This window comes from Brevibacillus sp. AG (genome assembly GCF_028369215.1).
Classification (GTDB): Bacteria; Bacillota; Bacilli; order Brevibacillales; family Brevibacillaceae; genus Brevibacillus; species Brevibacillus porteri.
On record NZ_JAQMYO010000004.1, the window covers coordinates 166,759 to 192,443 of the forward strand.

At 46.3% G+C, this 25,685-nt stretch carries 22 protein-coding genes; 11 read left to right on the forward strand and 11 right to left on the reverse strand.

Annotation, left to right across the window (positions count from 1 at the left end; genetic code table 11):
* Nucleotides 1–4 precede the first annotated feature (4 nt).
* The 3 genes from POF51_RS12155 to POF51_RS12165 all read left to right on the forward strand — a co-directional run bounded on the left by POF51_RS12155 (nucleotide 5) and on the right by POF51_RS12165 (nucleotide 2,285).
* Entirely contained in the window at nucleotides 5–970 is a 966-nt protein-coding gene (locus tag POF51_RS12155) for a hypothetical protein (protein WP_139135938.1), read from the forward strand.
* Nucleotides 971–1,036: 66 nt separating this feature from the next.
* On the forward strand, nucleotides 1,037–1,435 hold the full coding sequence (locus tag POF51_RS12160) for a hypothetical protein (RefSeq protein WP_069849748.1): 399 nt from the start codon (nucleotides 1,037–1,039) through the stop codon (nucleotides 1,433–1,435).
* A 298-nt stretch (nucleotides 1,436–1,733) separates the two neighbouring features.
* A complete protein-coding gene (locus POF51_RS12165; RefSeq protein ID WP_244521790.1) occupies nucleotides 1,734–2,285 on the forward strand; it encodes a DUF4309 domain-containing protein in 552 nt (183 codons plus the stop codon).
* Between the two features lie 101 nt (nucleotides 2,286–2,386).
* Here POF51_RS12165 and POF51_RS12170 read toward each other — a convergent pair whose 3' ends face one another.
* Both POF51_RS12170 and POF51_RS12175 read right to left on the reverse strand, forming a co-directional pair.
* Nucleotides 2,387–3,349, reverse strand: coding sequence for a hypothetical protein (locus POF51_RS12170; RefSeq protein ID WP_069849744.1), 963 nt, complete (start codon nucleotides 3,347–3,349; stop codon nucleotides 2,387–2,389).
* A gap of 253 nt (nucleotides 3,350–3,602) precedes the next feature.
* The gene (locus tag POF51_RS12175) at nucleotides 3,603–4,565 is read right to left on the reverse strand and encodes a hypothetical protein (RefSeq protein WP_271755409.1); all 963 of its coding nucleotides are present in this window, start codon (nucleotides 4,563–4,565) and stop codon (nucleotides 3,603–3,605) included.
* Between the two features lie 204 nt (nucleotides 4,566–4,769).
* On the opposite strand from POF51_RS12175, the gene POF51_RS12180 reads away from it, so the two are divergent.
* The 3 genes from POF51_RS12180 (at nucleotide 4,770) to POF51_RS12190 (ending at nucleotide 8,030) form a co-directional block, all read left to right on the forward strand.
* On the forward strand, nucleotides 4,770–5,489 hold the full coding sequence (locus POF51_RS12180; RefSeq protein ID WP_069849740.1) for a hypothetical protein: 720 nt from the start codon (nucleotides 4,770–4,772) through the stop codon (nucleotides 5,487–5,489).
* A 512-nt stretch (nucleotides 5,490–6,001) separates the two neighbouring features.
* Nucleotides 6,002–6,574: an RNA polymerase sigma factor gene (locus POF51_RS12185; protein WP_069849735.1), complete on the forward strand. Its 573-nt coding sequence runs from the start codon at nucleotides 6,002–6,004 to the stop codon at nucleotides 6,572–6,574.
* Complete coding sequence (locus POF51_RS12190; protein WP_069849733.1) at nucleotides 6,567–8,030, forward strand: DUF4179 domain-containing protein; 1,464 nt, start codon at nucleotides 6,567–6,569, stop codon at nucleotides 8,028–8,030. The genes POF51_RS12185 and POF51_RS12190 overlap by 8 nt, the downstream gene beginning before the upstream one ends.
* Before the next feature lie 40 nt (nucleotides 8,031–8,070).
* Here POF51_RS12190 and POF51_RS12195 read toward each other — a convergent pair whose 3' ends face one another.
* Complete coding sequence (locus POF51_RS12195; RefSeq protein WP_069849731.1) at nucleotides 8,071–9,354, reverse strand: haloacid dehalogenase-like hydrolase; 1,284 nt, start codon at nucleotides 9,352–9,354, stop codon at nucleotides 8,071–8,073.
* Nucleotides 9,355–9,645: 291 nt separating this feature from the next.
* Here POF51_RS12195 and POF51_RS12200 point away from each other — a divergent pair, with 291 nt between their 5' ends.
* Together POF51_RS12200 and cls are read left to right on the forward strand one after the other, a co-directional pair.
* Nucleotides 9,646–10,590, forward strand: coding sequence for an aminopeptidase (locus POF51_RS12200; RefSeq protein WP_083261685.1), 945 nt, complete (start codon nucleotides 9,646–9,648; stop codon nucleotides 10,588–10,590).
* 82 nt (nucleotides 10,591–10,672) lie between these two features.
* The gene (gene cls / locus POF51_RS12205) at nucleotides 10,673–12,121 is read left to right on the forward strand and encodes a cardiolipin synthase (protein ID WP_069849729.1); all 1,449 of its coding nucleotides are present in this window, start codon (nucleotides 10,673–10,675) and stop codon (nucleotides 12,119–12,121) included.
* 86 nt (nucleotides 12,122–12,207) lie between these two features.
* Here the strand turns inward: cls and POF51_RS12210 are convergent, their stop codons facing one another.
* Nucleotides 12,208–13,188: an aromatic ring-hydroxylating oxygenase subunit alpha gene (locus tag POF51_RS12210; protein ID WP_069849728.1), complete on the reverse strand. Its 981-nt coding sequence runs from the start codon at nucleotides 13,186–13,188 to the stop codon at nucleotides 12,208–12,210.
* Nucleotides 13,189–13,394: 206 nt separating this feature from the next.
* On the opposite strand from POF51_RS12210, the gene POF51_RS12215 reads away from it, so the two are divergent.
* A complete protein-coding gene (locus POF51_RS12215) occupies nucleotides 13,395–14,744 on the forward strand; it encodes a nucleobase:cation symporter-2 family protein (protein WP_069849726.1) in 1,350 nt (449 codons plus the stop codon).
* Nucleotides 14,745–14,790: 46 nt separating this feature from the next.
* Here the strand turns inward: POF51_RS12215 and POF51_RS12220 are convergent, their stop codons facing one another.
* The 5 genes from POF51_RS12220 to POF51_RS12240 all read right to left on the reverse strand — a co-directional run bounded on the left by POF51_RS12220 (nucleotide 14,791) and on the right by POF51_RS12240 (nucleotide 20,390).
* Entirely contained in the window at nucleotides 14,791–15,765 is a 975-nt protein-coding gene (locus tag POF51_RS12220; protein ID WP_271755410.1) for an ABC transporter substrate-binding protein, read from the reverse strand.
* A 67-nt stretch (nucleotides 15,766–15,832) separates the two neighbouring features.
* The gene (locus POF51_RS12225) at nucleotides 15,833–17,458 is read right to left on the reverse strand and encodes an AraC family transcriptional regulator (RefSeq protein ID WP_271755411.1); all 1,626 of its coding nucleotides are present in this window, start codon (nucleotides 17,456–17,458) and stop codon (nucleotides 15,833–15,835) included.
* Between the two features lie 17 nt (nucleotides 17,459–17,475).
* Complete coding sequence (locus tag POF51_RS12230) at nucleotides 17,476–17,859, reverse strand: OsmC family protein (protein WP_007720051.1); 384 nt, start codon at nucleotides 17,857–17,859, stop codon at nucleotides 17,476–17,478.
* Between the two features lie 94 nt (nucleotides 17,860–17,953).
* Complete coding sequence (locus tag POF51_RS12235) at nucleotides 17,954–19,591, reverse strand: M20/M25/M40 family metallo-hydrolase (protein ID WP_271755412.1); 1,638 nt, start codon at nucleotides 19,589–19,591, stop codon at nucleotides 17,954–17,956.
* A 58-nt stretch (nucleotides 19,592–19,649) separates the two neighbouring features.
* Nucleotides 19,650–20,390 (reverse strand): IclR family transcriptional regulator, encoded by a 741-nt coding sequence (locus POF51_RS12240; RefSeq protein WP_069851198.1) that lies wholly within the window; start codon nucleotides 20,388–20,390, stop codon nucleotides 19,650–19,652.
* Between the two features lie 352 nt (nucleotides 20,391–20,742).
* Here POF51_RS12240 and POF51_RS12245 point away from each other — a divergent pair, with 352 nt between their 5' ends.
* Nucleotides 20,743–21,507 (forward strand): dimethylarginine dimethylaminohydrolase family protein, encoded by a 765-nt coding sequence (locus POF51_RS12245; RefSeq protein ID WP_069851196.1) that lies wholly within the window; start codon nucleotides 20,743–20,745, stop codon nucleotides 21,505–21,507.
* 72 nt (nucleotides 21,508–21,579) lie between these two features.
* The gene (locus tag POF51_RS12250) at nucleotides 21,580–22,989 is read left to right on the forward strand and encodes an amino acid permease (RefSeq protein WP_069851194.1); all 1,410 of its coding nucleotides are present in this window, start codon (nucleotides 21,580–21,582) and stop codon (nucleotides 22,987–22,989) included.
* Nucleotides 22,990–23,064: 75 nt separating this feature from the next.
* Here POF51_RS12250 and POF51_RS12255 read toward each other — a convergent pair whose 3' ends face one another.
* Both POF51_RS12255 and POF51_RS12260 read right to left on the reverse strand, forming a co-directional pair.
* Nucleotides 23,065–24,381: a D-arabinono-1,4-lactone oxidase gene (locus POF51_RS12255; protein WP_271755413.1), complete on the reverse strand. Its 1,317-nt coding sequence runs from the start codon at nucleotides 24,379–24,381 to the stop codon at nucleotides 23,065–23,067.
* Nucleotides 24,369–25,556: an amino acid deaminase/aldolase gene (locus POF51_RS12260; protein ID WP_069851190.1), complete on the reverse strand. Its 1,188-nt coding sequence runs from the start codon at nucleotides 25,554–25,556 to the stop codon at nucleotides 24,369–24,371. Before POF51_RS12260 ends, POF51_RS12255 begins: the two co-directional genes overlap by 13 nt.
* Nucleotides 25,557–25,685: the final 129 nt, after the last annotated feature.

The window sequence follows — 25,685 nt, forward strand, 5'->3', positions numbered from 1 at the left end:
AATTATGATTAAGAAATTAACATCATTGGCATTGATTTTATCACTCGTTATGTCTTTATTTGCAGTTCCAATATTCGCAAGTATTGATAAAACTTTGGATATTGATATAGGAGAAGATTACGAAGGCAAAATCAAAAAATTCGAAGATGGTAGAATTAGTCCAGTATCATTCGCTGAGGAACTGACTGAAAGCCAGTTAGAAAATATTTTAGTGGAAATGGGTTTTTCTAAAGACGAGATTTCTGATATGGGTATTACTCTAAAGACAAGACTAGTATCCGACGGTGGTAAAAGAGTAAAGACAACTCCAGTACATGCTACTTATCGCACTGGAGATGGAAAAAATGAAGTAACATTTGAGGGTGAGAGCATTGATGAAATAAAAGAACAGTTAAAAGCCGATAAGGAATCCGGTCAATTCAAAGCTGCCTGGGACAAAGAAGAAGAGAATTGGCATGGAAAGACTTATGTAACTTGGGCCGGATTAACTGGAAATGGTAAGGAATTCAAATATAATTTTTATATAGAGTTCGAGTGGGATAGTAACCCTTTTCAACAAATGACGGATCACTTTGCACTTCATTGGGGAGATAAAGGAACAAAGTATGCATCAGGAGACTGGACAGTTGTACAGGCTCTGAAACCAGATAATCGTTATGGAGGAGGTAGCTGGACTGATATCCCGGTGACGAATGAGCAAAACAATCTAGCGGGAACTGAGTGGTCTTTCAGATGGTATGATGTTCAAACCGCATATAAAGTTAGAGGAACGGGGCATGAAGAAATTAGAATTCCTGTAAGTAAAGCTGGTGAAACTTATACATATGCTGGAGCGTATTTTCACCCTTGGTGGAGACATGATGTAGCCATAGTTCTTGGTCCAGTAGGAATTACATTTAGTGACGACGCTGGTGATAAGTGGACATGGGATGAAAGTTTTGAAATTGGTGATGATCGACCGAATAATTAATATAATAAGAAGAAGGGAGGGCTTCCTTCCCTTCCTATTGTATTTTTAGTAAGGGGCGGATGTATCATGAAAAAAAAAGTAGTACTAGGTATTATGCTCCTGTTTTTGCTTAGTATGATTGGGTTATATATGAATTTTCAGGCACATAGCAAAACGTATGGGTGGGTTGTAGTAACAAACAAATGGGTAGAAAATGACAAATATTTTCTTAGTATCAAGCATATTTGTTTAAATAACGAAACTGAATTTTGTAGCAATGAGAAGACAATTAGAATTGGAGATGAGGTAAGCTTGTTAAGCTCCTCTCCTGTAAAGAGTAATACACTTAGCGCTAAAGAGGCATATGATCAAATCGAACAAAATGGTAAGTATGTTTTTAGCTATATTTTCATTGAGGGAAGAATGTGGCCATTAAATATGCCTAATACATTAGTTGAATTTAAACAATACAACAAAAAAATATAATCAAAGTATTTTGTTGTTACTTTTAATTTAAGATTAATGCAAACAATGGAACATGGGATTACGAAAAGGAAGAATAATCTCGAATTTGCTTCCAGATAGCCGGTTAACACTAGCAGCATAACCGGCTATTTTTTGTGTCTAGCACTCCTTAACCTTGTAAACGCATATGTTCGTTTTTCTTGTGGCATCCATATTAAAGTGTGTTAAAGTGCGTTTATATAATTACCTATAAATCACTAGCCATACGATCTATTTTTTCAGCATTTCGGATGGACTCTTACCACCAACTAAACAAATTATGAGGAGTGTGTTTGATCTGCCTAAAATATATCGTAATGCTTTGCTTGTTGTAGTTCTTAGCACAATAACTTTACTTGGCTGCTCCAATATATCTGAAAAAACTGAAGATATTCCTGTTAATTCTGCTCAATCGGACACTTTGGAAAAAGTAAAAAATGGGCAATTAGAAGGTGTCTTAATTGGCATTGGAGCAACAAAGAAAGAGGTTCTGGATAAAATCGGAACCCCCGTCAAGAGCGGAAATTCTGAGTATGGATTCACAGTATATTATGAGGGTTTTGATTTACAATTCGAAGACTATGCTAATTCAATTGAAGAAGTAAAGGATACGAGTAAAGTCGTCCTAATGAATGCCGAACCCAAGACTGTTGGAATGACTGGAAAACCTGAGGAAATCAAAAAAACCTTAGGAGAACCCTCTAGAGAGTTTATGGATGACTCAGGTGATCATACGTTTATATTGGAATATGAAAACAATGGAAACCTACTAAGATTTACGTTTGATTCAAAAGAAAGTCCAGTAAAGTATGTTACCCTTCGAGTCCAATAAGCTAGACTACCTGGCTTATTGTGGCCTGAATGTGCATAAAAAAAGAGGCGGTTCCCCCGCCTCTTCTCTTTTACTTGTGTAACCCAGTTGACTCTGTTTTTCTACCATTCCGTTTCTGTTCTGTGTTCAATCATTGGCAATATTTTTGGTTCAGCTGCTTTCATCATTTCTTTCAGTGATTGCTCGGTGATCGGTACTCCATCACCTTGAAGTTGTCCTCTAGCCTGTGTTTCTGCAATCACATCAAGCACTTGTTGTTTCGTGACATTTTTAGATGCTGCAATCTCCACAACAGTTTTACCTTTTGCTAATTCTTGTTTTAATTCTGTCGGGCTGATTTTTAGTAAAGCAAACAGTTTTTCATCGTTTAAAAAGTTATCAGCAAAATAATCAGGCTTACCATTTCTAGAGAATAGGCCTTCTACTTTCATGTTTGAAGGTGTATAAGAAGGTGTATCAGCTGTAGGAATACCTACGATCTTAGTAAGACTAATGGTATTGTCCTGAACAAAAACCTGGAAGACCGGTTTATCGAACATCTCATTGGTGTAATTCAACATCCATGTTTTTTGGTTTGGATTCTCCATTTGCTCTATGGCAACCTTGTATTGTTCGACGTTGCCATACATTTTATTAATAAGATCATTTACCTTCGCCTTGATTTCCTGATCGCTTAAAGTAATGAGTGACTTCTCCTTAGGCTCCCAATTCTCTTGAATCACATGTTCAATCTCACCCGTACTACCGTTTGTATGGAGGGTAATCTTTTTGCCGGTTCCTCCTTTTTCCTGTAGTACGATACTTGTTTGCTTCACGTTGATTACATTTTTCCCTTTGGATACATCACCTTGAACGTTGCTTGCATCGATAATCTCAAACGATTTTGTTTCAGGATATGCGAGATACAGCTTCTCAAGCGTTGATTTGCCAACCTCATCCACCTTGACCTGTTCAGTAGTCATCGGTGTTCTTGTAGGCATGTCAATCACGGCAGAAGCCGCAAATGCTGCAGCTGGAATCAAAATCGCAGTGGCAACGATTCCACCAATTAATCGTTTTTTCATAATTACCTCGCTCCTTTTTTGTTGTAAATAATGTGAATCGGATTGTTCTATTTGTTTTCTGAATAAGCAGCTTACACACTATATTGCCTCTTTAGCGGAAAAAGGTTCGGTTCATATCTTATTTTTTTATATCGTGAGTAGACCTCATGCCCATCAAGCGAAGAACCACCTGTCTGAAAAATTAGTCCATAAAAAAAGAGACGGTTCTCCCGCCTCTTCTCTTTACTTGTGTAACCCAGTTGACTCTGTTTTTCTACCATTCCGTTTCCGTTTTGTGTTCAATGACTGGCAATAATTTTGGTTCAATTGCTTTCATCATTTGTTTCAGTGATTGCTCGGTGATCGGTACTCCATCACCTTGAAGTTGTCCTCTAGCCTGTGTTTCTGCAATCACATCAAGCACTTGTTGTTTCGTGACATTTTTAGATGCTGCAATCTCCACAACAGTTTTACCTTTTGCTAATTCTTGTTTTAATTCTGTCGGGCTGATTTTTAGTAAAGCAAACAGTTTTTCATCGTTTAAAAAGTTATCAGCAAAATAATCAGGCTTACCATTTCTAGAGAATAGGCCTTCTACTTTCATGTTTGAAGGTGTATAAGAAGGTGTATCAGCTGTAGGAATACCTACGATCTTAGTAAGACTAATGGTATTGTCCTGAACAAAAACCTGGAAGACCGGTTTATCGAACATCTCATTGGTGTAATTCAACATCCATGTTTTTTGGTTTGGATTCTCCATTTGCTCTATGGCAACCTTGTATTGTTCGACGTTGCCATACATTTTATTAATAAGATCATTTACCTTCGCCTTGATTTCCTGATCGCTTAAAGTAATGAGTGACTTCTCCTTAGGCTCCCAATTCTCTTGAATCACATGTTCAATCTCACCCGTACTACCGTTTGTATGGAGGGTAATCTTTTTGCCGGTTCCTCCTTTTTCCTGTAGTACGATACTTGTTTGCTTCACGTTGATTACATTTTTCCCTTTGGATACATCACCTTGAACGTTGCTTGCATCGATAATCTCAAACGATTTTGTTTCAGGATATGCGAGATACAGCTTCTCGAGCGTTGATTTGCCAACCTCATCCACCTTGACTTGTTCAGTAGTCATCGGTGTTCTTGTAGGCATGTCAATCACGCCAGAAGCCGCAAATGCTGCAACTGGAATCAAAATCGCAGTAGCAACCACTCCACCAATTAATCGTTTTTTCATAATTACTTCGCTCCTTTTTTGTTGTAAATAATGTGAATACGATTGTTCTATTTGTTCTCTGAATAAGCAGCTTACACACTATATTGCCTCTTTAGCGGAAAAAGGTTCGGTTCATATCTTATTTTTTTTGCATCGTGAGCAGACCCCATGCCCATCAAGCGAAGGAACTATTCTATCTATCATTTTGTAGGAAGGAGAATACTAATGATTAGCATTAAGAATTTAAAATCCACAAAAAAAAGAGCACTAGCTACTATTGGTTTTATAACAATTGCAGGACTTGCTGTTTACTATATAGGTGACTTGAAAAAACAGAATTTCCTTTATTCCAGTGATTCAGATTATAGAATCGTTTCTGGTGAAGCAATGTTTACCGAGACATTCACAACCGTGGAGGATCTAGCTGAAAATGCAGATATCATAGCCGAAGCTGAAGTTATTTCTCAAGAAAATAACGCTAATTATGAAAGACTAGATGTATATACAGTCTCTGAATTAAGATTAACGAAAGTCTATAAAGGTGATGTAGAGATAGATGATACAGTATCTGTACTGGAAACTGGAGGGGAATTCGATGAAAGAGAGGTGGCCAAATATTTCGCAGGAAAGCCAGGATCTAAATTAGTGAATGATGATCTTGGTGAACCCAGAATAACATCGGTAGGCATTGAAGGAAGTATACCTATGAAAGAAGGAAATAAATATTTTGTTTTCTTAACAGAAGATAAAGATGACGTTTATAACATAGTAGGGTCAGTTCAAGGAAAAATAAAGATTAATGACGAGAACACACTTGTATCCCAAGTTTCACCGGAAGTAATAGAACATACTAATCTTTATTTTCTGCAAGAAAATTATTCAGGGCAGAATATTTCTGAACTTAGAAACGAAGTTGAACAACTCATTGCTTCCTCTCCCAAATAGCTCCCCAAAGTCTATCTCAACCACAAGATCATTACGAAGTAGACAGGAAGAGAAGATAACTGATATTACAATGGAAATCGGGGGCTTAGGTGCTCCCTGTTTTCGTTGTTATTACATGGGGGAGGTTTTTTCAATGCAATACTATTCATTCCTCGTCTTTGTGCTTTTCCTTCACATCACGAAAGTGTATAACTTCATCGAGAGCAGACTCAGCCCGCTCGATTTCGCCATAGTCGTTGGTATGGGAGTATTTTGGCTATTACTTAAATGTTGTGAATACTTATCGGGCGTATTGGAAAAGGTATGTATCAAATTCAAAATGAAAGTATGGCAATTGTATGTGGTCACTATCATTTTGTATTTCTTATTTTAGCTCCTTACGCAAAGTATTCACCCGTTTCTGTTCAGGGAACGGGTTTTTCTATGTCAGTATTTTTTCGCCTATGTAGCGTGAACCAAACTCCACGTTCTCGTGAATATACAGTAGAGCAAAAACGAAGGGAGGGAACGCTGTGGATGAGTGGGAGTTGATTGCCAAATGCCAAGAGGACGAGCCTGAAGCCTTTGAACAATTGGTCAAGCCCTATCTGGCGATGGCATACCGGACAGCGTATTTGATCATTCATGACAAGCATCTGGCACAGGACGCCGTTCAGGAAGGGCTCATCGAAGCGTATCAGCACATAGACCGACTCGATAAAAAACGGGGAGTGGCCTTTCGCAATTGGCTATACCGGATCATTACGTTTCGGGCTCTGAATCTGGTACGCAAGCAGAAGCCTGTGGTGGAGTATGAGGAGATGATCCCGGAAGAGGCGTTAACACCGCTGGACAACGTGATCCAGCGAGAGGAGCAGCGGCAAATATGGCAGGCGATTCGCAGCATGAAGGCGGAGCATCGCGCGGTCATTATTCTTTACTATTACGAGGGCTTCAGCGTGTCGGAGATCGCCAAAATTACGGGTTCCTTCGAAGGGACAGTCAAATCGCGCATGCATAAGGCGAGGAAGCTGATTGCACAGCAATTGGACAAGGGTTGCATTCCATCTGATTTTTTGCAGGAAGGGGCAATGACTCATGACTAACGAGGAACGGCAAATCCAAGAGACGCTTAGGAAAGTAGCGGGAGCTGTCGAGATACCGAGTTTTCAAATGCCAAGCAAAAATGACGGACTGCAAGTGAGAAGGCGTCCATTTTACCGTAGCAAAAGATGGGCTTCCATCGGCATCGCTTCTGCGGTTGTACTCGGGCTGCTCGGAAGCATGCAAGTGTCCCCAACATTTGCGGCCTATGTCAAATCGATCTTTGCTCAAGACGGATTCGATGAAGGAGTGCAACAGGCGGCGAGACAAGGCTTCTCCGAAACATCGAATCTTTCTGTTACGGATCAGGGGATTACCTTGGAGGTAAAGGAAATCATTGCTGATCCGGTGCAGGTAATGGTTGCTTTAATGATTAAGCAGTCGGATGGCAAGCCGTTGCTCCCTACATATCCGTCAGCGACAAACGCAGAATCCAATGCCATTGAATTGCTAGATGCCAAAGGGGAGGTCATTTCTGACGAGTGGGGAACAACCTTTGAAGATAATGCCGGATTCATCCGGTTTACCCTCGGGAAAAAAGGACAGGAGCCCCTTCCGAAGACGTTGTCGATCCATTTTGATGAAATAGGCGACAGAAAAGGAAACTGGAAGCTGCAAGTTCCGATCACGATGGCAAAAACAACGGCCGCAACCACTGTGTTGCCTGTCAATCAAACGCAAGAGACGAAGCATGGATTGAAGATGACCCTGCACCAGATCGTCAACACGCCAACGGCCACCCGAATTGAGCTGGAAACACAATGGACAGATGCGGCCAAAAAACAACTGGAACAAGAAGCAAAAAAGCTAACCGGAAAGACGACGAACCCGGATTACGCTCCATTTCTTCCGTATCAGCAATATAGGCTGGGATATTACTACGAGGGAGCAGATGGCAGCAAGGGGAAGGAAAGAATCATATATAATTCTTATTCCATTGATCGCTATGGGCATTTCCGTTGGATCAATGACGACGATCCGTTGCAAAAAGACAAAGCAGCGACACTGGTCATAAATAGCCTCCATAAAGCGATCCCGTACGATATGAGTGTCACCTTCCATCCGGATGAATTGAACAAGAAGCTAGTGATCAAACAAGTAGGAGAAGATATCTTTACGTTGAAAAGCATCAAGCTGGCAAAAGATGATGATTCGGAAAAACAGCAAATGGAAATGGAAATCGAGGTACAATCCAAAGATATTACGAGGATTTATTTGCCTTGGTGGGTACTTCAAGATGAGCAGGGGACAACCTACCGGGCTAAAATGGGTCATCAATCCAAGGGACCCGTTGATCAGTCAGGACGCGAGCGAGCAACGTACAAAATTCGGCTGGAGGACAGCAGACATTGGGAAGGAGGAGAAATAACCAAGCTCCCGGAGAGGCTCACCCTACGACTAGATGCTGTTCAGAAAAAATATCCGCTAGAGTGGAGAATTCCAGTTACCAATCAATAAAGAGGAAAACCGCCCCGGTACAAGGGCGGTTTTTTCTACGTTATTTCGCGACCAACTGCGGCTCTGTCTGCCCTAGTCGGATCGTCGCTTCGCTCGGAATCCACATACCTGTGTTCTCGTCACGTCCTTGCAGGACAACCGTAGGTTTTGCTTTGCCCATTTGTTCGGCACCTTTGGTAATTTGCTGCCCAATTTTGCCGCCCTTGACGCGGTTTACGACGAGCACGAGTTGCACGCTGTCGAGTTCAGTCATCATCTCGAAATCCCCATTGCTATCGCCTGCGATGAAGATAGGGCCATGACCATACTTTTTCACCAATACATCCTGGATCACTTCCGTCTTGCCGTGGGCTACCGTGATCGGGTAGTCAGGCTGGTACACATTCGTAATCCGTCCGTTTTCTGTTTTCAGACGCATGCCGATGATGTTCTCCGCTGGGAGATTGTAGCCATATTTCGGGAGAGTGGCAAAGACACGAACGACATCTTCCAAGGAGGCACTCACGACATACACATCGATGCCATTGGCACGCAGCGTGTTCATCAGGTTTGCGACTTCGGAAGTGAGGCGCAGGCCTGTTGTATGAGAGGCTTTCACCACGCCTGCTTTGCCTGCCAACGATTTCGGGCTCGTCCAGGTTACTTTTTGAATCGACATACCGAGGCTGAGATCATTGGATGCTTCCGCCAACTGTTGTACTTCTTCAACGGTCATGTTCGTGAAGAGGTAGAGCACCCACGGATAGCCAATCGAGTTGCTGTGTGTATCGTTGATTGCTTCATACAAGAAAAACAGCTTAGCTTTGAAATCTGCGAACTGCTCTGTTGCTGTCACTTCTTCCAGCGACTTTGTTCCTTTAAGACCTAGATAATTTTGATATAAGTACGTGTAGTCGGCTACGAGATCAGTCGCGATGGCATCGAGTGTGACAGGCTTGCCGTCGACATTTTTATACGAATCGGAAAACGGTCCCTCTGGTACATTCGTGCGGATGACCTTCCCGAATTCTTCAGGTGTGAGCTTGTAAGCCAAATGGTTGATCTGATAGACAAACAGCGCTTCTTCGGTGTCATGCATGATGCTCGTATTGTCCCAGTCAAAAACGACATACGGCTTTTTCTTGGCATTGTAGGTAGTGCTCTTGACGCCGTTTTTCTCAATCAATTCATGGACGGCTTGATAAGTCGCAGGTGCCCATTTCCCCTTGTCGAGCATCTGCACGTTGGTGTCCTTGGCCAAAGCTGGCATTTGCATCGCGAGTAGAGCGACGATCATCAGCATGGTCAGCCACCACGTTTTGGGTTGTGCTTTTCTGTGTGACATTGTTGTCATCCCCTTCTTCTTTTTCTCGAGCCCCCAAATGAAAACGTTATCATTTCTTTCAAAAGAAAAAGGTCTTCCCCACGCCTTTTGCAAAGCGCGGGTAGAAGACCTCATTGTCTTAAGCGTTTTCATTTGTATTCTAATCATACTAAATCTTACAGCAAAAGCAAGAAGATTCCGATAAACTTGATAAGGGCAGGACTAACGATCTAATCTAGCGAAGACAGAAGAGTTTGCAAGAAAAAAGTGGATATAATCTAACCATAAGATAGATGAGAAGGATGATGCGGCGTGACATTGATAGAATCCAGCAAAGGCATTTTGATGAATTGCTTGGCATTGCAGGCGAATGAGACATTTTTGGTGGTGGCCGACGAGCGGAAGCGGGACATCGGTGAGGCGCTCTGGGAAGCGGGTAAACAGCTCGGGGCAGAAGCGATGCTGATGGTCATGAAGGAGCGGGAAAAGTCCGGTCAAGAACCTCCTGCGGCCGTTGCAGCGGCGATGAAGAGCGCAGATGTGGTGGTATGTGTGACCCAGCACTCTTTGACTCATACAAAAGCACGAAAAGAAGCAGCAGCAAATGGTACCAGACTGGCTACCATGCCAGCTATTACGGAAGACATGTTCCTTGCGGGAGCGATTTCCGCTGACTATACACAAGTAAAGGCACTCACCGAGCGCGTGACCGAAATGCTGACGCGGGCAAGTACCGTGCGGATCGAAAAAGCGGGCAAGTCACTGACGTTTTCCATCGCAGATCGCAATGGGGTGCCGAGTACGGGCATGTACGTCAATCCTGGAGAATCGGGCAATTTGCCTTCCGGAGAAGCGTATATCGCCCCATTGGAAGGGACGGCAGAGGGACAAATCCTCGTCGATGGCTCCATCGCTGGTATCGGAAAAATTGATTCGCCCCTGCTACTGACGGTCCAAAATGGTCGGATCACAGAGGCAGAAGGAACGGCTGCTGAACGCCTCCTGCAAATGCTTGGGGACCAAGACGGGCGGATGCTGGGTGAATTCGGAATCGGAACGAATGATAAGGCGCGTATCACGGGAGTTGTGTTAGAGGACGAGAAGGTGTACGGAACGATTCACGTAGCCTTTGGTAGCAACAACACGTTTGGCGGGACAATTGTTGCGGGGGTACATATTGATCTGGTTGTCAAAGAGCCGGATGTGTATTTGGACGACAAATGTATCATGAAGAGCGGAAAACTATTGACAACATAGGACAAACTAGATGGATAGGAAGGATGAATCCCAATAGTAAATGTTGTAATATGGGAGAAATCCTAGAGGTGGATGTGGTGTGATGGCAATGTTTGAAAAAATATTTGCGATTATAACAATAGGTAACCTGATCTTGGCTGCCGTTCTTATTTTCATGGAGAGGCGAAACATTGCGGCAACCTGGGCCTGGTTGATGGTTCTGCTGTTTTTGCCGGGCATCGGGTTTATCGTTTACCTGATTTTTGGACATAAGCTAAGCAAGAAAAAGCTGTATCGGCTCAAGGAAGGGGAATTTTCTCATTTTCGAGCTGCGGTCGATAGACAAAAGCAGTTGCTTGCCCATGGTGAACTACAGGTGAACGACCCTGAGATGGAGAGACACCGAGACATGATTTTCATGAACGTGGTAAGTGATGGAGCGTACTATACGCAGGATAATACCATTCAGGTTTTTAAGGAAGGCCATAGTCTGTTCAACCTCATGTTCAAACAGATGGAGGAAGCACGCGAGCATATACATTTGCTCTACTATATTTTGAATGACGATGATTTAGGGAAACAGCTCATTCAACTGTTGACGAAGAAGGCTAAGGAGGGCGTCGAGATTCGATTGCTCTATGATGCGGTAGGGTCTTCTGGTGTCTCATCCCGGTTCCTGCGCCCACTGGTAGAGGCGGGGGGACAAGTCGCCTCCTTTTTCCCGGCGAAGATTCCGTTCCTTAATTTTCGGGTCAACTTCAGGAATCATCGCAAGCTGACGATTATTGATGGCAAGATTGGCTATATCGGAGGCTTCAACATCGGGGATGAATACTTGGGTAAGGATAAGAAGCTGGGGTATTGGCGTGACACCCATTTGCTGATAGAGGGAAGAGCGGTGTATATGCTGCAAGCGCGCTTTTTCCTGGACTGGAATTTATCCGCTCCGAAAAGAATGCATGAGTCACTGGCGTATTTTCCGGAGATTCATGAGTCCGAGGGCACGATTGGCGTTCAGATCGTATCGAGCGGGCCAAACTCGGAAAAAGAGCAAATTAAGCATGCATTTTTGAAGATGATTTACAAGGCACGGAAAAAGATTTACTTGCAGACGCCGTATTTCGTTCCCGATGAAGGTATGCTAACCGCACTAAAAATGGCGGCAATGTCCGGGGTAGATGTACGGGTGATGGTCCCGGGAAAGCCAGATCATTTGTTGGTATTCTGGGCGACTCACTCTTATCTCGGTGATTTGTTAAAGAGCGGTGTGCGCTGCTTCCTCTACGAAAAAGGCTTCATGCACGCCAAAACAATCGTGGTTGATACCCAGTTGTCATCTGTAGGAACAGCCAATGTTGATATTCGTAGCTTCAAGCTGAATTTCGAGACGAATGCGTTTATGTACGATTCGAAGATGGCAGAGGAGTTAGAGGAACTGTTTGTCTCCGACCTGGCTGATTGCCGGGAGATGACACTGGGGGAGTATGTAAGCCGACCACTGCGTTTACGCTTGCTGGAATCGTTGACGCGGCTGTTGTCTCCGCTTTTATAAAAGCTGTACGGGAAAGTACAAGAGGACCTGTTAACCTACGTGAGCAATCACGGAGTTGGCAGGTCCTTTTATTTTCGTTAAGAAGCTTATGCCGTACCGAACGTGATACCCATCTCCGTCAAGTATTGACGGTAAGCGATGCTCGCACGGTCGCATTTTAAGGATAGCTCTACTTGTAAATCAAGTGGCAGGTCCTCAGGCTTTTGATTTTCCACGATCGGTTTATCTTGTGCAAAGATGAGGTTTTGGAAGCTAATGATTTCCTCATCGGAAAGGTTCGTCTCATAATTAAAAGAAAGTACGCCATAAGCTACGCTTCGCGCTTCATCCAGCGGCATCACAGTAAGCAAAATAGACATCAGATTGCCGTTTTCCGCATCGCGTTTCGTGAATTTTACCGTGAGCGGACGGAGGATTTCGTATGTGTAATAGACGTGCTTCGCTTGACCAGTACCGTCCGGGTCAGGCTGAAAAATCTTGATCTCATCTGTGCGAATAACACCGTTCTCATCGCGGTGAACGCGGTAATCCCCGATTTCCATGTGCGTTTCGACACCCAAATACCCCTCATGAACGACAGCCAAGTGGCCTACATCCAAAAAGTTCTCTACGACGCGTGGAGGCTTGGCCATCACTGTCTGTGGCCCCCAGATGACATTTCGAAAACGTTCATCCTCAAATTCCGGCAGGGCAAAAAACTCAGGAGATTGGTTGGCGAGATTCACCCACACGAATCCATATCGCTCTGCACAGCCGTATAAAATAGCACGCGCTTTGCCGGGTATCGCTTGCTCGGCAGGCAACTGAGGGATTTTTACACAGGCGCCGGATGCTTCATATTCCCATCCATGATACGGACAGACCAGCTTTCCATCTCGGACACAGCCCAGAGACAGGGCAGCGCCTCTGTGAATACAGAGGTCTTTAAACGCATGGATTCCTTCTTCGCTGCGGAAGAGGACCACCCGCTCGCCCATAATGGTGGCCTGGATCGGGCGGTCTTGCACATCCACCGAACGACAGGCGACGATCCACTCATTACGCAGCACGGTATCTTGCACGATCATTGATGAGACACTCCCTTTGTCGATACTTCGGTTATTCACCCATTGTAGCGGGAGAGTAGAAGGGAAGTCAACAGAAAACACGAACGTTATTGAGGTGTAATACCTATTTATTACGTGAATAGTTGCCTAAAAACGGATTTATCCGGTATAATCCCACTTATATCGTTCGTAATTAGCTAAACTACCACTAGGGAGGCCTTTTGAAAGTGGAACAACATCGAGAAAGCAATCAGCTTGTTGTGGGCGTCGATGACAAAATCAGTGTGGGCAAGGCGTTTTTACTTGGTTTGCAGCATGTGTTGGCTATGGACTTGTACATTGCTCCTATTATTATTGCTGGGCTGCTGACCATGGACGCTTCAAGCACTTCTTTCTTTATTCAAATGTGTTTTCTTGCGACGGGTATCGGGACGTTGATCCAGACTGGATTTGGATTGCGTTTGCCTGTCGTGCAAGGCCCTTCCTATGTACCTATCGGTGCGCTAGCTGCGATCGGCAGTAAGCTGGGGATGGGTGCGATGATTGGCAGCATGATTCCCGGAGCGCTGTTTGTAGCCCTGATGGGGTATCCATTGAAGTGGTTTGCCAAAGCGGTTCGCAAGTTTATTCCACCGCTAGTCGGCGGGACGGTGATCATCATCGTAGGCATTGCTTTGATGCCAACAGGGATGGGAAACATTTATCACTCCCCGGGAAATATTTGGACCAACATTTTGATTGCCGCCGTTTCAGCTGGTGTGCTTGTCATCTGTATGCTGCTGGGCACAAGAGCAAAGGTTGCGGGGGCGTTTTTTAGACTGGTATCTGTCCTGATTGCGATTTTCGTCGGAACGGTAACCGCTGCTTTTTTTGGAACGGTAGATTTTAGTCCGGTTGGACAAGCACCGTGGCTGTCCATGCCGAAGCTGTTTCCGTATGGGGCTCCTGTATTTGATCTCAGTGCTGTTTTAACGATGCTTTTTGTTTATATGATTATCATGATTGAAACAACAGGGACTTGGTTCGTCGTCTCTACGGTAACGAACAGTGAATTGACGGAGGAGCGATTGAATCGCGGTGCTGTCGGTGAAGGCTTGGGGTGCTTTGTCGGGGCATTGTTCGGAGGTACACCTACGACTGGCTATTCCTCCAATGCAGGGTTGATTGCGGTGACAGGAGTAGGAAGCCGGATGGCGATTATGGCCGGAGGATTGATCTTGATTGCCCTTGGGCTGGTGCCGAAGCTGTCGGCGGCGATTACTTGTATACCGGAGCCAGTCATCAACGGGATTTTTGGGATCGTGTGTGTAGCGATTGTGGCGAATGGGATCAAAGTCATTCAAAACATTACGATTGATGACCGCACGATGATGGTCATTGGTCTGCCGATCCTGCTGACGATGGCGGTAACCGTCCTGCCGAAGGACGCACTCGCAGGAGTACCAGATTTCGTGAACTACATTTTATCGTCAGGCATTACAGTAGGGGCGTTGGCAACAGTTCTTTTGAATGTGTTCATTCCAGAAGGCAAAAAGAACCGAGCGAAGGTTCCACAACAACAGCCTGTCAGCAATTGATAAAAAACAGCCCGCGAAGCTGAGCTTCCGGGCTGTTTTTGCATGGTTATTTTTTCGTTCCGGTCAAATACTGCACAGCTTCATCCAGCTGCTTTTCAATCAGAATGGCGTCGTATCCTAGCCATCTGTCCACGTCGACAACATAAACATGGTTATTTTTGACGGCAGGAAAGTTTTTCCACAGACTGCTTTGCTCGATTTCTTTTAGATATTGGGTGGCATCTTCCCCTGGGAACAGCATCAGGAAAATATGGTCGGCCGTATATTCTGGCAAAAGCTCCATCGACAGGTCATTTGACCAGAACAGCGGGTCTTTTTCAATCTCGGTCTTGATGAGTGCAGGTGGCGTCAACTGTAGATCGTTGTACAAAACATGCCCCATATTACGAGCGCCGTACATTTTGATTGTTTTCGCACGGACGTTCATAGCTGCGACGGTTTCGTTTTTTCCGACCTTGGCTTGTACGAGCTTGCGAGCTTCTTCCACCTTTGCTTTGTACTTTTCTTCCCAAGCCTTGCCTTCTTTCTCCATGCCTAGTGCTTCCGCTACCTTCTGTACATGACCAAAGACATCGTGTTGATCAAAATCGATTGCAACAACGGGGGCGATTTTTGTCAGCTTCTCATATACTTGTTGTTCGTCATCGGAGCCTGTCAGGATCAAGTCAGGCTGCAATTCAAGGATTTTCTCCAGATTGTAAGCATCATAATCTCCCACGCCTTCGATGCCACTGACCAACGGAGCCATGTCCGCACCTTCCATATGTCCCTTCAATGCTCCGATTGGCTTCATACCTAGAGCAAGCATAGAGCCCACATATTGCAGGGCTACGACACGTTTTGGCTTCAAGGGAATGGTGGATTCGCCTTTCGCGTGCTTCAATACGCGTGTTTCGCTACCTTTGTTCTCTTGTGCAGGTGCCGATGGATTAGGGCTGGCTGTCTGACCGCATGCCGTGAGCAAGAGCAAGGAAAGCATCATGAATCCGGGCAGCCAAGCTTGTATGCGTAATCGTTTCATCGTATATCCTCCATGAATGAAAATGATTCTCATTTACAAGGATCATCTTACCCTGAATGTACTCTTTTCATCCATGGAGAATGTTCCGTATTTCTTTGGACAATGTGGTGGTGTTAGAATGGGTCAAAATTTGGACGATCTCTTCCAGCTGGATGTCGAGGGAGAGGGGATCATACGAAAACCAAATCGGATTGAGAATGACCACTTGCCCTTTTTGTACAGCAGGAATTCGTTGCCACACATCCTGTTTCATTAACTCTTTGAAGTGTGCCCGTGAGAGATCATCATCAAAAATATGAACGAACAGCCAATCTGCTGCGTACTGGCTTAATTGATCCTCGTTGATTGTAGTCGCCCAAAAATTGGGGTTGCGTGTCAACTCTTCTTGAATGATTCTGGGTGGCGTCAGCTTCAAGGATTTGTATAGTACATGCCCGATATTTCTGGCACCGTATGCAAATAGGCTCTGTGGGCGCACATTGAGGATCAAGAAAGTTTCTTCCTTTTGGATATGAGCGTCGATGCATCGCTTCGCCTTCAAAACCTTCTGTTCATGCTGCCTGAGCCACATGTGTGCCTGATCTTTCATGTCAAGCACATCGGCCAGTATGTTCAAATGACCAAATACATCATGCGCAAGCCACGGAAGTGCAAGAGTAGGTGCAATCTTGGAGAAAGTAGCGCAATCTCCTGTCGATTCGGTCAAAATAAACGTCGGTTGCAATGGTTCGATCAAGTCTGGCGTGTTCTCGGGCAGGCTGACAATCTCATCTGCCTCTTTCATCCGCAATTGCTCGCGTAAATAAGTGACCTGCTCTTCCGAAGCGCCAACCGGTCTGATTCCCAGTGCCAATAAATACTCGGCATAGTGGAAGGTGACGGGCGCCATTTGCTTCTGATTCATGCGGACAAAGACAGTTGGCGACACGCCTATCTGCTGTTTGAAGCGTCTGCTGAAGTAAAACTCATCGGCATAACCGACCAGGCGTGCTACTTCGCGCAATCGTTTATTCGATTCGCGAAGTAGCGTCTTCGCATGCTCCATCCGGCAGCTCGTCAAATATTCGATCGGGCTTTTTCCGACCTTTTTCTTGAAGACTTCGGAGTAATACCGAGGGGTAAGGCCAGCTCGATTCGCCAAATCGTCTAAGGTGATTGGCTCCGCATAATTTGTATGAATGTAAGAAAGAGTCTGATCGACAACGTTTGATGTTTCTATGGTAGATTGCTGTTCTGCATGGCTCCAAATCAGATGCAGCAATTGCTGAAAGCGAATTTGATTTTGAAAAGTTTCCAACGGATCAATGGTTTGTCGATGGGCAAACAGCGTGAGGGCAAGCTCCGTGCCGTGATCGACCTGGTGAAATAAACATGAGCTGTGGTCCAGATGCCAGGAAAGACTCGGGCTGTAAGCGTTGGTGACCTGATCTGACTGTTGCAGGGCATCAAAATAAAATACGAGGAAACGGAGTGGATCTTCTGTATCAGCGCGTACTTGCCTCGCAGATTCTCGAGAAAGAACCAGCACACTTCCATCTAGTAGAGTGGCTTGATCCAAATCGTTCAGCATCCGGCCCGTTCCTTTTGTCACGATGAGCACGGCATGGGTAGATCCGCCGGAAAACGTCCATGCTTCTGTCGGTGACAAGGTGACCTGCTGTATGTCTTGAAGTAAAAACAAAGGAGTGGGCATTAGCACTGCATTTCCTATCATGATACCAATTCGAAGGACTCGGTTACGACGATGCTTCCCTTGACAGATTGGACCATCGGGCAGTTTTTGCTCGCGGCTTCAATGGCTTTTTGCACTTTTTCTTCTTTCATATTTTCACCCGTAATGATGAAGTGGAGGTGAATTTTTTCAACCCGATTTGCCTCTGCCTCATTTCGCTGCACATCTGCTGTTACTTTCATGTCCGTGCACGGCATTCTCATCTTGTCCAATACTTTTCGCAAAACACCGCCACTGCAAACAGCGATGGAAGAGACCAAGAGCTGGTAGGGGCGAAAGCCATACTGTTCATCACCCGATACGTGCAGCTCACCGTAGGACAGTTGCGTGACAAAGCCATTTTCTTTCGCTTGAAATTCCATGCGTAACCCTCCCTTGAAATGGTTTTTCTTCATTATAAGGAAAAAGGCTCCTGTGCGACAGTAATCTATCGGTACAGGAACCTTTTCCTATTTGCTATTCTTTCCATGCTTTCCCATTTTGCAAAAGAGACTGGATACAACGAGGAAGCATGTCTTTTAACGTATCGAATGCATAGTCGATGTCCAGACGTTCTGTCCACTGATGGGCGTCACGTCCGACTGGACCGAGGTTCATGACAGGTACATCAAAAGCTTCGAGCTCTTGAAGCGGAATGGAGTAGCCGTTATCCCATAAAGGCATGTTCGCTACCAATGGCTTCATGGATGCCGCCGGATATTGAAGTCCGACGTAGCTTAAGTCAGAGATACCGCCAAAGTAGTTTTGTTTGACCAAATTGACCTGGTGCTGATCTCTCGCGTATGCTTTCATCTCTTCCATCGTTTGCTGGATCAGAGGATGATTGCGCGAGCTGACTGCCGGGTAAAACGGCGGAGCGAAGAACAAGATCATCATCGGCGACAGTTCTTTGCACAGAATCGCTAATTGATCCAACAGCTCGATCGTGGTGTCGCGATCGTCCTTGTCGCTGCGGTTGGCGATGACATCTGCTTCCAGCTGGCGCAGCTTTTCTTCCCCGTACGTTTTCTTCGCATAGGCATACAATTCTTCGTAAGTCATGACGGAAATGGACAGATCGCGCGGGCTAAAAGGCGCAAAGTTGGCAAACTGGCTCGCGTGCTTGAGGTAGTTTTGTTTCATGCGCTCTGCGACATTTCTTGCGGATTCCAGCAGCGGCTCTACGACATCCTCCATTTGCTTTTCCAGCAGGAACAGGTTGAACAGTGTCACAGCACGATGCGGAATTTGTACAGAGTACTCTTTTTTCAGATCCTTTTGAATCAGGTTTGTCGGCGGAGGAGATGCTTCTCCCTCGACGACCTCGCAGAAGGATGTGTTCAGCTCCAGCTCACATGTAATTTGAGAGGCCATGTAATTGCCGTTTAACCCAGCAAAAGGCTCGCCGACATGTGTTTCTTTGCCGTAGCAGAGGAAGCCTGGCAGCACTTTTCCGATGGAGCCTGTGTACAAGTACGTATTCGTATCCCCTGGATAGCGGGTAAACATCGGCTCGGAGTTGAGCACGGTCGTGTAGCTCAGGTCGAACTCTTCGGCGATTTTCAACAGTGCTGGGACTGCTGCACGCATCCCGACAGAATTCACCTCTTCGTCAGGGACGGTCAGAAGCAAAATGTTGCCGTCGAACTCTCCCGCAATCGCTTGCTCAATCATCGACATGTGCAGCGTCAGTCCGCATTTCATATCCATGGTGCCACGGCCAAACAGCCAGTTGCCGGTACGAATATCCTGTTGAACGTCTGCTGGCATATCCGCTTGGTTTTGCAGGAAGAGAGGAGTGAGGGTCTTCGGATCAAAAGCATGCTTCATCCAAGCACCGTAATCCTCGACATCGACCACATCAAAATGGCTGACGAGAATGACGGTGTCCCGTACACCTTCTTTTTTAACCAGAGCAGTGACAAAATGGCGCCCGTCCCCGGTCGGATTCGCACGCACATGATCGGGATTGGCTTGATAATAAGGCAGGGTGCGCAATTGATCGACGACGTAGCTAGGCAAGTCCTTCTCGGCAGCTGATCCTGTAATGCTTGGAATGCTTACCAAATTGCACAAGAGATCAACGAGCTGCTCTTTTGTTTGCCATTTTTGCATAAAAAACGCCTCCGTTTTCCGTATAGTGAAAACCGTTTCCGGTTAGTGGGCAAAAAAATTAAGGTAAGGCACCGATCTTGTGGGAAATTTCTTGGGCACTTTGTTGGGTTTGTTCAATGAGTGAGGACAAGAGTTGTTCGTTGATCCGATAGCTCGGAACGCCGATACTCAAAGCGCCCACGACCTTTTGGTTGACACCGAAGATAGGAGCGGCAATGGATGCGGTGCCCTCGGTTTTCTCACCGTAGCTGACTGCATAGCCGTTTTGTCTGATTTCTGGCAGTCGTTCTAACAGCTCGCGACGTTTTTCTGCATCCGGGATTAAATCGGTCACGATTTGCTCTGCTTCGGTCGGATTCATGCTGGCGAGAATCGTTTTGTTTGCCGCACCGATATGTAGCGGAATACGCTCGCCCAGATTATCCATGCTTCTGACAGACATGGGACCTTCCACTCGTTCGAGTACGATGGCATGAGAGCCCTGTGGAATGTTCAGATAGACGGTTTCTCGTACATCTGCTGCCAATCGCTCCATGACAGTTCGGGCGACAGCGCGCATGTCCATCTTGTCCAGGATGCGCAGCCCGATTTCCATCCACGTATAGCCGACCTTGTACTGCTTGCTCTCAGGAACCTGGAGGATGAGTCCATGCTTGATGAGGCTGCTTATTAAACGGTGTACGGTACTTAGTGGCAGGTTCGTTTGTTCAGCAATTTCCGAGATGGACCAATGCTGCTTGTTTGGATCTGATACCAGGACGGAGATGATGCTCATCGCCCGGTCAATCGATTGTACCAACGTACGTTACCTCCTGGCTTTGTTGCATAGTGACTGCTTTTCGAATGTCACGCCAGCTTAATATGACCTCAATCTATCAGAATTTTTCAGCCGAATCAATATAATTTAGACCAGATAAAAATTCGTTGACAAAAAATTTGAAACTATTTTACATTAAGAGTGTAATTTTGTATTGCAGAAGAGATTCCACAATGCGGAATACTTCTGAGTGATTGCTCAGAGGAGAATGAATGCAACATGGTGGCGATGAACAAGCAAAAGTAGCAGAAGCGGAAGCGTTTACATGCTCGTTTCTCCGTCGCCCACTGTTAGACAAAAGCAAGATTCGAAAACAGAAGGGAGATCTATCATCATGAAATTTTCACGTGCGATTGTAAGAAAACCGGGAAATAGCTATGTAAATGGTTTGACGACTTCTGATTTGGGTACACCTGATTTTGAACTTGCTCTTAAACAGCATGCCGCTTATGTAGAAGCGCTGAAACAGACAGGTCTGGATGTAACCGTTCTGGAAGCGGACGAGCGGTTCCCGGATTCTACGTTTGTGGAAGATTCAGCTGTCCTCACGGAAAAGTGCGCCGTCATCACCAATCCCGGTGCAGAAAGCCGCAATGGTGAAATTGAGGATATGAAATTGGTGCTTCCTCGTTTCTATGACAAGATTGAATATATTCAGGCCCCTGGCTTCCTAGATGGTGGAGACGTTATGCAAGTAGACAACCATTTTTATGTCGGTCTGTCGACACGCACGAATGAAGAAGGAGCGATCCAGTTCCGCGAGATTCTCTCCAAATACGGATATGAGGTCACGATTGTCCCGTTGAAAGAGTTTTTCCACCTGAAAACAGGTATTGCCTACCTCGGCAATGACTTGCTGGTTCTGGCTGGGGAGTTCATCGATTCTGAAGTGTTTAGCCAATACAAGCATCTGATCGTGGAAAAAGAAGTCGAGTACTCTGCGAACTGCATCCATATCAACGACTACGTCATCATTCCAAAAGGCTTTGAGAGCACGAAAAAGCAAATCACTGACGCTGGCTACAACGTGATTGAGCTGGATATGTCTGAATTCCGTAAACAAGACGGAGGATTGAGCTGCCTGTCCCTGCGTTTCTAGCGCAGGCAGTTCTCTCCTCTTTTATAGACCCCTGATAGACCTCTTAATAAGCTGGTGAAAGAGAGGAATCATATGAACACTGGGAATGAAAGAGACGCACAGCTACAACGCTCCATGAAAAGTCGCCATTTGTTTATGCTGTCGTTAGGTGGCGTGATCGGGACAGGGCTCTTCCTCAATGCTGGCTTCACGATCAATCAGGCTGGACCTGGTGGGGCGCTTCTCGCCTATATTGTCGGCGGGGTTCTGCTGTATCTGGTCATGACGTGCCTGGGTGAGCTTTCTGTAAAAATGCCAGTAACAGGCTCTTTCCAAGCTTATGCCAGCAAGTATATTGGTCCGGCGAGTGGGTTTACACTGGGATGGATGTATTGGCTAGGGTCAGCTACAACGGCCGGGGTAGAGTTCACTGCCGCGGGCATGGTCATGCAAAGGTGGTTCCCGGATACGCCGATCTGGATTTGGTGCGCGCTCTTTATCGTTTTGCTCTTTGCCTTCAATGCGCTAACGACAAAAGGGTTTGCAGAAACCGAATACTGGTTTGCCGGAATTAAAGTATTCGCTGTACTTATGTTTATTATTGTCGGACTAGGTGCTATATTCGGTATTGTCAGTATGGAAGGAAGACCCGCTCCGTTTCTCTCCAACTTCTCGGCAGATGGGGGACTATTCCCGTTTGGCATTGCGATCGTCTTTGTGACGATGATGAACGTCGTATTCTCTTATCAAGGCTCTGAATTGATCGGAATTGCAGCCGGTGAAGCAGAAGACCCGCAGAAGACCATTCCGCGGGCGGTTCGCAACGTTGTGTTTCGCATTCTCGTGTTCTATGTGGCGTCAGTCACGATCTTGTCTGCACTCTTTCCATCGAGTGAGCTGGGACTCTTGGAGAGCCCGTTTGTGACGGTATTTGATGCAGTGGGGATTCCTTTTGCAGCGGATATCATGAACTTCGTTATCTTGACGGCTTTGTTGTCTGTCGGTAACTCATGCTTGTACGCAGCCACTCGCTTGTTGTGGTCACTTTCCCATAGCAATATGGCGCATCCTGTTTTTGGGAAGTTGACCAAGCGTAAAGTGCCCTTGAACGCACTCTTGGCGACACTGGCGTTCTCGCTTCTGTCTCTGTTAACCAGCGTAGTTGCAGCGGATACGGTATACGTGCTGCTTATGTCTGTATCCGGTATTGCGGTTACCTTCACATGGATGGGAATTGCTCTTTCTCAGTTCAATTTCCGCCGTCAATACTTGCGTGAGGGTGGAAAAATAGAAGATTTACAGTTCGTCGCACCGTTTTACCCGGTGATGCCGCTCCTGTGTCTGGCGCTATGCACATTCATTCTGATCTTCCCGGCGTTTGACCCGACACAGCGAATTGGACTCTTCTACGGAATTGGTGCACTTGTGCTGTTCTATACCTTCTATTATGTGCGCTATGGACGCAAAAAGGCGCATCAACCGAATCTCCCAACGCAAGGCTAAGCCATCCTGCTCAATAGAAAAATGCCCCTGCCATGATGATATGGTCGGGGCATTTTTGTGGCGTAAGGTTTGTCTTCAGGAGATGTTGAACAGCTCTGCTAGATACGGGTTCACGAACAAGCCGTCAGGATCGAGTTCAGAGCGAATGACGAGGAAATCGGGCAAGCGCGGATAGACCTGATGGAGCTGTTCGGCGGTCATGCTGTGCATTTTCCCCCAGTGTGGACGTCCGCCATATCGGGCGAAAATCTCCTCCATCCGGGCAAAGTATGCTTCGTACGGCATGCCCTTGTACATGTGGACGGCAATGAAGGCACTATCCCTTTCGTAAGCGGGACTGAGCCAGATGTCGTCCTTTTTGACGTACCGGCATTCCAGCGGAAAATGAACGGCAAAGCGTTCCTGCTCAATCGCCTGACGTAGCTCCAGTATGACATCGCCCATATGCTCAGTGGGTAGGCAGTATTCCATTTCGTAAAAACGAACAAGGCGAGGGGTGGCGAAAAGCTGATGGCTGTAGCCGCTCTCATGAACAGAGGGAACGCTTTGGGCGGACAGCCTGCTGACGCTTTTGGTGAGAGAAGGGCGCAATCGGCAGCTCTCGGACAAGAGCCAAAACAGCCCATTTTCCACCACCATTTTTTTCAAATAGCTCCATCGTTGATTGCCGCTGGGGGGATCGTTGGTCTCGTTCATGAATTTCACCTGAACGGTATCCGAATACGGGAAGATAAAAAATTCGAAATGCCGATGCTCGGTTTTAAACGTCTCCAGAGAGGACAGGCACTCCTCTAGCTGCATGCGACGGCTTTGGTAGCGCAGGCGATAGGCTGGGAGGACACGCAGCTTGATGCGTACGATGATGCCCAAGAGACCAAGAGAGACTTGCATGGCTTTGAACAGCTCCGGACGGGATTGCTCGGATACTTCTAAAAGCTCGCCGGAGGCGGTCACGACTGTCAGCCCGACGACTTGTGTGGAGATGCTGCCAAAATGAATGCCTGTGCCATGCGTTCCGGTGCTGACGGCCCCTGCAATGGACTGGGCGTTAATGTCTCCGAGGTTTTCTTGGGAGTAGCCCGCTTGATGCAGGAGGTGTCCGAGTGTCTTGAGCTTGGTGCCTGCCCAGACTTCAACGGTATCAGAGGCAGGATCTACACTGACGATTCCTTGGAGATGATCCAGGGATAGCAAGCAATCTTCTGTCTGGACGAGCCGCGTGAAGGAATGACCGGAACCGACGACTCGAATCCGTGTACCTGCCTTTTGGCAAGCAAGGACAAGCTGCACGACCTCATCTACGGACTCTGGCATCGCGATTTGCTTTGGCTGGCTTTGTACATTTCCTGTCCAATTGGTCCAGTGATTCGCGTGCTTCTTTACAGTGAGCATAATCCATCCCCCCGATAGGTGGTCACTTCCTCGATGATTTTCCCGCCAGAGATGCAATACAGCCGGGTAAAACGTTCGCAGAGCTCTCCTGCTTTGGCATGGCGGAAAAAGATCGGGTCTCCCAACTCCAGCGTTTCCATGCCTTGATAGTGGATCGGTGTCTGTACTTCACCTGCTCCTTCGTTGGGGAACAGCTTTGCTCCCGTTGGCAAGTAAGGCTTGGGGAGTCTGTCACGCCCAGCAGAACCAGAGGCGATGTAGCCTCCGCCGGCACATGTGTAGATATGCTCTGTGGGCTTGCGGATAATCTCCAGAGCAAATCCGGCAGCAGGATGAAACCGAAAATCTTGAAAGTAGTCAAAGAGCCCAGGCGAAAAAAATCCGGAGCCTGCTGTCACCTCTGTAACAGCGTCTTCTTTCCCGGTCAAGTGCAAGCTGCCCGTTCCTCCACCGTTTACGAAGCGCAGAGAAATGCCTAGCTCGCGAATGGCATGCACCAGTGTGGCACGTCGAGCAGCCACTTCTTTCACGGAATATTGCTTGAGAAGACGAATGATGCTGTTTTTCAGGAATTGACGAGGGTATCGATCACCTACGCCAGCAATTTGAGCTTCGTACCCCATGACACCATCTAGGTAGAGATGATCGGAGGAAGCAACGCGCTTGGCAAGGGAGAGGGACGCCTCGAGAGAGCGAAGAGGAGAGCGCCAGACGCCGAAATGAAGCCCCAACACATCTGACGACATGTCGATATCGAGACAGACCGGCAGTCTGGTTCCTGTTTCCCGGGCGATTTGTTCGAGCTGTTCGACATGAGGGAGAGAGTCGATCATCAAAGTAATGGAGCGTCCGTTTTTAATCTCAGAGGAGATGGACAAAAGCCAGCTTTTTTCCCAGAGGGGATAGCCAAGCAGCAGGTCATCGAAGCCTGCCTCGCACAGGTGAAGCACCTCAGGAGCGGAATAGCACATGAGACCACGAAAGCAATCGTCCAACTGCAATACATGTTTGAGAATGGCAACGCTTCGGATCGACTTGCTCGCGATTCGAACGGGTTTTCCATTGCTTTGCAAACTGATTTGCTCCGCATTTTCCTCCAGCAGATCTAGGTCGACGAAAGCGAACGGCTTGGGAACACCGGCAAAGGCAGACTGATAATAGCGATAATCCCGCATGTACAGGCCTCATCCTTTTTTGGAAAAATAATGATCAAAAAATATTTCTTAAAATTCTTTCTATTCTATTCGTTTGTGATTGATTCCTTCCTGAGCAGATGAGCGTCATGTATAAAAATAACGAATGTT

Excerpts from the sequence above, each read along its gene's own strand:
- POF51_RS12155 (WP_139135938.1), top strand. The coding sequence starts at position 5 with ATGATTAAGAAATTAACATCATTGGCATTGATTTTATCACTCGTTATG.
- POF51_RS12160 (WP_069849748.1), top strand. The coding sequence starts at position 1,037 with ATGAAAAAAAAAGTAGTACTAGGTATTATGCTCCTGTTTTTGCTTAGT.
- POF51_RS12165 (WP_244521790.1), top strand. The coding sequence starts at position 1,734 with ATGAGGAGTGTGTTTGATCTGCCTAAAATATATCGTAATGCTTTGCTT.
- POF51_RS12170 (WP_069849744.1), bottom strand. The coding sequence starts at position 3,349 with ATGAAAAAACGATTAATTGGTGGAATCGTTGCCACTGCGATTTTGATT.
- POF51_RS12175 (WP_271755409.1), bottom strand. The coding sequence starts at position 4,565 with ATGAAAAAACGATTAATTGGTGGAGTGGTTGCTACTGCGATTTTGATT.
- POF51_RS12180 (WP_069849740.1), top strand. The coding sequence starts at position 4,770 with ATGATTAGCATTAAGAATTTAAAATCCACAAAAAAAAGAGCACTAGCT.
- POF51_RS12190 (WP_069849733.1), top strand. The coding sequence starts at position 6,567 with ATGACTAACGAGGAACGGCAAATCCAAGAGACGCTTAGGAAAGTAGCG.
- POF51_RS12195 (WP_069849731.1), bottom strand. The coding sequence starts at position 9,354 with ATGTCACACAGAAAAGCACAACCCAAAACGTGGTGGCTGACCATGCTG.
- cls (WP_069849729.1), top strand. The coding sequence starts at position 10,673 with ATGGCAATGTTTGAAAAAATATTTGCGATTATAACAATAGGTAACCTG.
- POF51_RS12210 (WP_069849728.1), bottom strand. The coding sequence starts at position 13,188 with ATGATCGTGCAAGATACCGTGCTGCGTAATGAGTGGATCGTCGCCTGT.
- POF51_RS12220 (WP_271755410.1), bottom strand. The coding sequence starts at position 15,765 with ATGAAACGATTACGCATACAAGCTTGGCTGCCCGGATTCATGATGCTT.
- POF51_RS12225 (WP_271755411.1), bottom strand. The coding sequence starts at position 17,458 with ATGCCCACTCCTTTGTTTTTACTTCAAGACATACAGCAGGTCACCTTG.
- POF51_RS12230 (WP_007720051.1), bottom strand. The coding sequence starts at position 17,859 with ATGGAATTTCAAGCGAAAGAAAATGGCTTTGTCACGCAACTGTCCTAC.
- POF51_RS12235 (WP_271755412.1), bottom strand. The coding sequence starts at position 19,591 with ATGCAAAAATGGCAAACAAAAGAGCAGCTCGTTGATCTCTTGTGCAAT.
- POF51_RS12245 (WP_069851196.1), top strand. The coding sequence starts at position 20,743 with ATGAAATTTTCACGTGCGATTGTAAGAAAACCGGGAAATAGCTATGTA.
- POF51_RS12250 (WP_069851194.1), top strand. The coding sequence starts at position 21,580 with ATGAACACTGGGAATGAAAGAGACGCACAGCTACAACGCTCCATGAAA.
- POF51_RS12255 (WP_271755413.1), bottom strand. The coding sequence starts at position 24,381 with ATGCTCACTGTAAAGAAGCACGCGAATCACTGGACCAATTGGACAGGA.
- POF51_RS12260 (WP_069851190.1), bottom strand. The coding sequence starts at position 25,556 with ATGCGGGATTATCGCTATTATCAGTCTGCCTTTGCCGGTGTTCCCAAG.